This is a genomic window from Bacillus sp. ISO11 (genome assembly GCF_003458115.1).
GTDB lineage: Bacteria > Bacillota > Bacilli > Bacillales > Bacillaceae_G > Bacillus_A > Bacillus_A cereus.
Window position 1 is genome coordinate 66,516 of sequence record NZ_QXCO01000028.1, and the last position, 7,992, is coordinate 74,507.

The following is a 7,992-nucleotide window of genomic DNA, read 5'->3' on the forward strand; positions in this document are numbered from 1 at the left end:
TTATTATAAGTTAAAAACACCATAGTTTTATCTGATTTAAATGAAAATTTTGTTAATTTTACCATCAACATTACTATATGCGTAAATCCCCTATGTTACTTCCATATTTTAGTTTTAATATTAAAACTAAATATTGTTATATAAAATAATACATTAAAATACTTTTCATGAATCCGGATAAGTAATGTTTAAAAAACAACAATTTTACTACAGTAATCAAGAACAGTTTTCTAAATTAAGTTACTGCAGAAAATATAACTCTGGCGCAATATCCCTACCAGCTTTCATTCCAATAGTAACTCCATGATATAACATCAAAGATGAAATCCCTCAACTTAGGTATTTGACTTTTTAAATTTATACAAATGTCTTAGCTCTATGTACTGTGATATATAGGTCCACATCAATATGTTATTGCATCATATACTGAACAGATAATTTAAATTACTTTTATAAAGGATGATGAGGATGAACCTAGAAGATATACAAAAATCCTATGGCGTAATTGTAAGTTTAGGAGGATTGTGTCAAGTCACCAACCAAATCAAAAGACACAATTTAAGAACATTTTCTGGACCTTTAGATTGGTTTTATTATCCATCACTTTCAGATGTAAACAGATTACTTCAAAATCGATTTAAAAAATTTATGAAGTTGGAAAATATGATTATAGAAGGTTCAGAAAGTTACGGTCTTATTGAATCAGAATTTGATAATCAAATTAAATGGGCAGAACGAATTACCTACTGTATAAAGGACACTTATTATAATTGTTTTTCAATGCATGATTTTCCTATTAATTCAGAAAAGGATTTGAAATCAACCTATCCTTCTTTTAAAGCTAAATTAGACACTAGAATTAATCAATTCCTTGAAAAAATAAATAGTAGTGAATCCATTTTATTCATTAGAATTTGGGGAAATCGAGATGAAGCGGTTGAATTACAAAACGTATTATCTAAAATTACAAATAAGGATTTTAATATCCTTATTGTTAATTTCAAGGAGGGTATATCTAATATTGTTGAACAAAATTGGGGAATATCGCGGGTTTGTTCAATTGAACTCCCACGTTATCAGGATAGATGGGAAGGTGATGATTCCGATTGGGATGTTATTTTAAACAAAATAACATTAACTTAATAATTTCCTTCTTACTTTTAACATGATTTGGCCCGTAAAATCAAATAGGTGTAGAGAAATAAAATTCCTGTCTAATTGATACACACTTAATTAACAAAACGTTCATATAATAATTCGTAAGTCCTTCTTTATTGAATAAATAGTTCTTTACAAAATTAGTTCCATCACTAGAGCACCTTTATGCGGTGCTCTTTTTTGAATTTATAAAATGTAAAAATAGTTGTTCCATTTTCCTTCAAATGACTAATTCCCTTTGTTATTCTTCTGTTGATTTCTGTATAATCATTTATGCGATCAGCATATTCTGCTTATGTAGTGCATTCACGACTACTTACTTCCATACTTTATCTTATATTTTGTCTTCTTGGATATTTCATTATAAGCTTCTTCAATTCCCTTGATTTCCTTCCCCTTCTTTTATCTTAAGAACAAGCAATTTCTTTCATTAATATTAAATAAACTAAAGCATAGATTTTAAAAGAACCTAATTTACATATAATTAATGATAAACTACAATGTGTATTCTCCACGTTTAATCAGCATCTGAATTATAAATCTAACATATTTTTTTTAGTTGATTGTCATTATGGTACAACCGTGTATACATTTACCAAACAAACTACATAGTTTAAATTAGTAAAATATATAGAGAGGAAGGAAATAAATCTATGAAAGTCATAATTTTGTGTGGCGGAAAAGGGCTTCGGATGCAAGGAATTTTAGAGGACATTCCCAAACCATTAGTTCGAGTTCAAGGAAAGCCTCTCCTCTTGCATATAATGAATTGGTATAGAAAATATGGACATTCTGATTTCATTTTGCCCTTAGGATATAAAGGTGAGAAAATTAAGGAATATTTTATGGACTTTAGCTGGAAAGAGAATGACTTTAGTTTGAATTTTAAAACCAGTCAATATACGCTACTTCAGAAATTAGAAAATTGGAATATACACTTTATAGATACAGGAATTGATACAATGACCGGGGCAAGACTAAAAAAACTTGAATCCTTTGTACAGGGTGAAACCTTTTTATTAACTTATGGTGACGGATTAGCCAATATAGATATTGATCAACTAATAGCATTCCATAAAGAAAAAGGAAAAATTGCTACATTAACTGGAATTAAAAAAAATAGTCAATACGGCCTATTGGCGGTCGAAGATGGAATTGCTATTGATTTTAAAGAAAAACCATTACTTGATGAAGTAATTAATGGCGGTTTTTTTGTATTTAACAAAGAAATATTCGATTATTTAAGTAATAATGATGATTGTGTTCTAGAAGAAGATCCTCTTCGAAATTTAATAAAAGACAATGAGCTCGCAGTCTATGAACACAATGACTTTTGGGCTAGTGTCGATACACCTAAAGATTTAAAAACTGTAAATGAAAGTTGGAATCCAAATAAATTTTAGTGGAGAGGACTGAATAAGCATTGAACTCTAATGATAAAAAAATAAGTTTACCTCGATTGTATATCCCCTCTAATGAGAAAATAGTTAACCCACTTTCAACAGGAATTAAAGCTTCAAATCTCTCCAAAAAAAATACTCAAAAAAGAATTGATCCCCAATTCTATAATCAACAACATGATCTAAATAATCATTTCTGCGTCATTGTAGGTAGTGAGTATGTCTTGAAAATTATTGCTTTACAGCAATCATTAATGCAGTACTCAGAAAAATTCACATTGTGGATTTGTTGTATAGATCCTTTTGTATATTCACTATTAAAAGAAATGAGTTTAATTAATGTAAACCTTTTACAAGTTGAAGAATTGGAAGATCGTGAATTAAAAGCAATTAAGAGAAAAAGAAAAGTAAATGAATATTGTTGGACTTTAAAATCTGTCTTGATAGAATATTTATTGGTCAATTATGATTTACCATCTATTCTATATTGTGATGGTGATTTATGCTTTTTCTCTGACCCTAATATTATTTTTGAGGAATGGGGTGACCATTCTATTTTCCTAACCCCCCAAAGAGATCGTGATTGGGTAGAAAAAATGTATGGAAAATATCAGGCTGGTCTAATTGGATTTAAGAATGATCTCTATGGACTAAAAAGTGTAAGATGGTGGAAAAATAAATGTATAGATTGGTGCAGTGCCGAGGCTGAGGAGGGGAAATTTGGAGACCAAAAGTATTTAGATTATATCCCTATATATTTTCCAAAAGTAAAAATTTCAAATAACTTAGGTATAAATGCTGCGCCTTGGAACTGTATATATAATAACGATTATAAAATTGACAAGACTAAAAACGATATATTTATTGAAAACGACAAACTAGTTGTTTACCATTTTGCATGTATTACTATCTTTACTGAAAATGATTTTGATCTTTGGTCTTTGGGAGAAATTTCAATACCCAATAATATATTAAACCATATTTACACTCCGTATTTAGAGAGAATTCAATTTGTTTTAAAGCAATTAAAGGATAAATTCAATAAAGATACTAAACAATTTTTAAGTAAAAAAGATATAAATAAAGCTCAAACTTTATATAAAGATTCACAATTAAGAAGAAAAATGAATCAATCCAATCATTTTATGAACTTTTCCATGATTATAAGTAAAGAACGATTAATTCAAGGATTGACCTCTTATTATTCCTTAGAAAATTTCAACGCTAAATTTACTGTATGGATCTGTTGTATGGATGATTTAACGTATCAAATATTAGAGAAATTAAAATTAAAGCACGCCATACTAATTCCGGTAAAAGAAATTGAAAATCATGAACTCCTCAGTATAAAAAATGATAGAAGTTTACAAGAGTATTGTTGGACATTAAAAGCGCCCCTATGTCTACATGTCCTTAGTCTTTATCCGGAAGTTGATCACATTATATATTGTGATGCTGATATGTATTTCTTTACAGCACCTAATATCATTCTTGATGAATGGTGGAAGTACTCTGTATTCCTTTGCCCTCAAAGAAGCTCTACTGAAATTGAAAGCATACACGGTATATACCAAGCTGGTTTAGTAGGCTTCAAAAATGATCAAAATAGTAAAGAAATTTTAACATGGTGGAAAGATAAATGCCTAGAATATTGCAATAATCAATATGATGTTGAAATGAATAGATGGGGTGACCAAAAATATTTAAATCACATTCCTAACATCTTTTCTAATATAAAAATCATGACTCATAAAGGTATTGATGCAGCACCTTGGAATGTCATTTTAAATAGCAGTTCTATATCCAAAACAGATAATAAAGTTTTTATTGATCAAGATGAATTAATAGCTTTTCATTTTGGAAGTATGCAAATTATTAATCCAAATGAGTTCGATTTATGGAAACAAGAAACTTTAGAATTACCTCCAGCAGTTTTAGATTATATATACATTCCTTATATTGAACAATTGAACAAGACATGTCATACCCTTCATAATACTTTTCAAAAATCTCCCTCCTCTTTATTTGCTGACCAAATTGATACAACAACAATAAAAAATTATTTTAAATACCCCTCCCCTCATCACAATTAAGACTGATACTTTCCTTATTTAAAAATAAATCTATTTATTTCAGCAACTAAAAATACATCTTAATAAAGGATAGATTATCACTATGATTGCTTCATTTAAAAATAAAACTTTCCTTATTACTGGTGGATACGGTTTTATTGGTTCTCACTTGGCACGAAGACTTTTAAATTTACAAGCAAAAATTGTTCTTTTCATAAGAACACCATCAAACTCTTGGAGACTAAAGGATATTCTAAAATATATTGAAACCTATGAAATAGATATACGAGATAAAAAACAAGTACAAGATGCAATAAAGAAAATTAATCCCGATTATATCTTTCACCTGGCAGCCTATGGTGTAAATTCTGCCCATACAGATTACATCCATGCTATAGAAACAAATGTTATAGGGACTTGTAACATTATTCAAGCAGCAAAATTGGTGAATTGTAAAAAAATCATCAATTTTGGGAGTAGTTCTGAATACGGTAACAAGATGGAACCTATTCATGAAAATATGTTACTAACTCCTGTGGACATCTATGGAAGTACCAAAGCTGCTGCTACTATACTGGCCCATCAAATTGCTAGCGAAAACAATATTAATCTTATAACATTAAGACCTTTTGGCATATTCGGAGAAGGCGAAGAGCCGCATAAAATTTTTAGCTATATAATCTTGCGAGTATTACAAAACAAAGATGTAAATTTAACTTTATGTAATCAATTAAGAGATTATTGTTATATAGAAAATGTAATAGATGCCTGTATCCTAGCAGTAGAAAATACTACTGTACAAAATGAAATCTTTAATATTGGGAGCGGCACTATTCACCCCTTGAAACATTATGTAGAATTATTATTCAAACATTTGAAAACCAATTCCAGACCAAATTACGGTGCAATTTCCTCTAGAACAAATGAAAGATGGGTTCCTGAAGCGGATGTGCAAAAAATAAAAAACTCTCTTTCCTGGGAACCTAGAATTAATATTGAAGAAGGAATTATAAAAACTGTTAATTGGTATAAAAATAATAAACATTTATACCTAACCCCCTAAAAATAGGGTACTAAAGGAGGTGGACTAATTGTTAAACCAAAACTTTAATAATGCTTTTTACGGAAAAAGAATTTTAATTACTGGACATACTGGTTTTAAAGGTTCTTGGTTATCCCTATGGTTGAATGAATTAGGTGCTGCTGTAATCGGATATTCATTAGATCCTAAAAATAAAAATGATAACTTTAACATTACTAACCTTCAAAATAATATAATTGATATTCGTGGAGACATTAGAGATTTTAATAAATTAAATAAGGTTTTTACAGATTATAAACCTGAAATTGTATTCCATTTAGCTGCCCAACCTCTAGTTAAGTATTCATATGAATATCCTAGAGAAACATACGAGGTAAACGTTGTAGGAACTATGAATGTACTAGAGGCAATTCGATTACATGAATCAGCTAAAATAGGAATTATGGTGACAAGTGACAAGTGCTATGAGAATAAAGAATGGCCTTGGGGTTATCGTGAAATTGACCCTATGGGCGGCCATGACATATATAGCTCAAGCAAAGGATGCTGCGAACTTTTAATTTCTTCCTATCGTAATTCTTACTTTTCAGAAGAAAAATTTTCTCAACACAAGAAAATAATTGCAAGTGTTCGAGCTGGTAATGTAATTGGTGGTGGTGATTGGTCAATAGATAGAATTATTCCCGATTGTATACGAGCATTAGAATCAAACAAAAAGATTATTATTAGAAATCCTACTGCTATTAGACCCTGGCAACATGTACTAGAACCTTTAAGCGGGTATTTACTCCTTACAGAAAAAATTATAAATAATGGTATCCTTTTTTCAGGAGCATGGAACTTCGGGCCATCCCTAAGCAATATTGTTTCAGTAGAAAAATTAGTGACCAGTTTACTAGATATTTGGAGCTGCGGGGATTGGACAGCAGAAAATATAGGTCCAATAAATTTTCATGAAGCAAATTTACTAAACCTTGACATTAGCAAAGCAAAATTCAATCTTAATTGGCAGCCAAAATGGTCCCTACAACAGACTTTAGAAAATACAATAGAATGGTATAAACATTATAATTCTTACACCAGTTCTGAGATGAGAAATCTATGTATTAGCCAAATCAAACAATATTGCATGCTTTGAACTACTCCCACTTACCCATACTTGCTGTGAGTTCCTTATGGAGGGAGTCTTCTTGGTTAAAATAATAAAAGATACATTAATTTTTATAGTCTAAATTATAAACCTACTATACCTAAAATTATGTGATTGTCCATTAACAAAAATTTTATTTCTTCGGTTATTTCAAATCAACTATTGACATTATATTGAAGAATAAAGGAATCACGTATTTTTCTAGTGATTCCCTTGTTCTGAGAAAATAATGTCTTGCTTTAACGACAATACAGTATATGTGATTATTAATTTATTTGTTCTAGTTATGAAAAAATCTATTCCTGTCAAAAGAGCTTTCTTCAAAGAAAAACTTCCTTTTTTTCTACTTATCCTACTCGAAAAGTAAATAATGTTATTTTTCAGATGATTACATCTACTATTTATAGAATTACACTGAGCTTTAACAAGTTTATGCTTATATATTGATTCTCTTATTTATTATCACCAATGTTGATGAATTTATGCATAGCTTATTCTATACACAAATAGCTTTTTGAATTATCTTTTCAGAATAAATAAAGGAGACTTTCTCTTTTATGCACTTTCCCCTTACCATTCTTAAATTTCCCTTTAATCAACAATAAGAACAAATCTTCAATATAGTACATCTTCTTTGAACTACCCCCACTTTCACTTCGTTTAGAAGTGAGGGATTCCTAAGTAAAGAGTTCTATCGAACTCTAATTGATTAGGCTAACCCCGCAGTCCTTGCGGTTAGAAGCCTTATCGCTTCACTCTTTAGATTGATACTTGCGTTAATATCCCTATCATGGTGTGTACGACAAGAAGGACAGTCCCATTCACGTAGGTTTAGATTTTTAACGTCTTTATTTTGATATCCACAACAAGAACATAATTGGCTGGAAGCAAATGTTTTCGATACGACAATGACTTGTTTGCCATACCATTTTGCTTTGTATTCTAACATTGATCGAAATTGCAACCAAGATACCTCACTAATTGCTTTTGCTAACTTATGATTCTTTAACATATTCGATACTTGCAAATCCTCTATACCGATAACATCGTGGTTTTTGATGATTTCAGTTGAAATTTTGTCCAAGTAATCTTTTCTAGTATTTGATATGTATTCATGAATTCTAGCTACCTTTACTCGTTGTTTATTCCAGCGAGAAGATCCTTTCATTC

General features: G+C 30.0%; 6 protein-coding genes. 5 read left to right on the forward strand and 1 reads right to left on the reverse strand.

Annotated elements, in window-relative coordinates:
* The first annotated feature begins 468 nt into the window (after positions 1-468).
* The 5 genes from D1166_RS23960 to rfbG all read left to right on the forward strand — a co-directional run bounded on the left by D1166_RS23960 (position 469) and on the right by rfbG (position 6,810).
* A complete protein-coding gene (locus D1166_RS23960) occupies positions 469-1,143 on the forward strand; it encodes a papain-like cysteine peptidase (RefSeq protein WP_001047148.1) in 675 nt (224 codons plus the stop codon).
* Positions 1,144-1,811: 668 nt separating this feature from the next.
* Complete coding sequence (locus D1166_RS23965; protein WP_000864432.1) at positions 1,812-2,561, forward strand: sugar phosphate nucleotidyltransferase; 750 nt, start codon at positions 1,812-1,814, stop codon at positions 2,559-2,561.
* Between the two features lie 20 nt (positions 2,562-2,581).
* Positions 2,582-4,651, forward strand: a complete 2,070-nt coding sequence (locus D1166_RS23970; RefSeq protein ID WP_001087526.1) for a hypothetical protein — start codon at positions 2,582-2,584, stop codon at positions 4,649-4,651.
* A gap of 82 nt (positions 4,652-4,733) precedes the next feature.
* The gene (locus tag D1166_RS23975; protein WP_000561952.1) at positions 4,734-5,693 is read left to right on the forward strand and encodes an NAD-dependent epimerase/dehydratase family protein; all 960 of its coding nucleotides are present in this window, start codon (positions 4,734-4,736) and stop codon (positions 5,691-5,693) included.
* A gap of 28 nt (positions 5,694-5,721) precedes the next feature.
* The gene (gene rfbG / locus D1166_RS23980) at positions 5,722-6,810 is read left to right on the forward strand and encodes a CDP-glucose 4,6-dehydratase (RefSeq protein ID WP_000934339.1); all 1,089 of its coding nucleotides are present in this window, start codon (positions 5,722-5,724) and stop codon (positions 6,808-6,810) included.
* A 721-nt stretch (positions 6,811-7,531) separates the two neighbouring features.
* Here rfbG and D1166_RS23985 read toward each other — a convergent pair.
* Positions 7,532-7,992 (reverse strand): RNA-guided endonuclease TnpB family protein (locus tag D1166_RS23985; protein ID WP_133300468.1); only part of this gene is annotated, 461 nt, incomplete at its 5' end.

Bases quoted from the DNA above. Each gene is read 5' to 3' on its own strand.
- D1166_RS23960 (WP_001047148.1), top strand. From the start codon at position 469: ATGAACCTAGAAGATATACAAAAATCCTATGGCGTAATTGTAAGTTTA.
- D1166_RS23965 (WP_000864432.1), top strand. From the start codon at position 1,812: ATGAAAGTCATAATTTTGTGTGGCGGAAAAGGGCTTCGGATGCAAGGA.
- D1166_RS23975 (WP_000561952.1), top strand. From the start codon at position 4,734: ATGATTGCTTCATTTAAAAATAAAACTTTCCTTATTACTGGTGGATAC.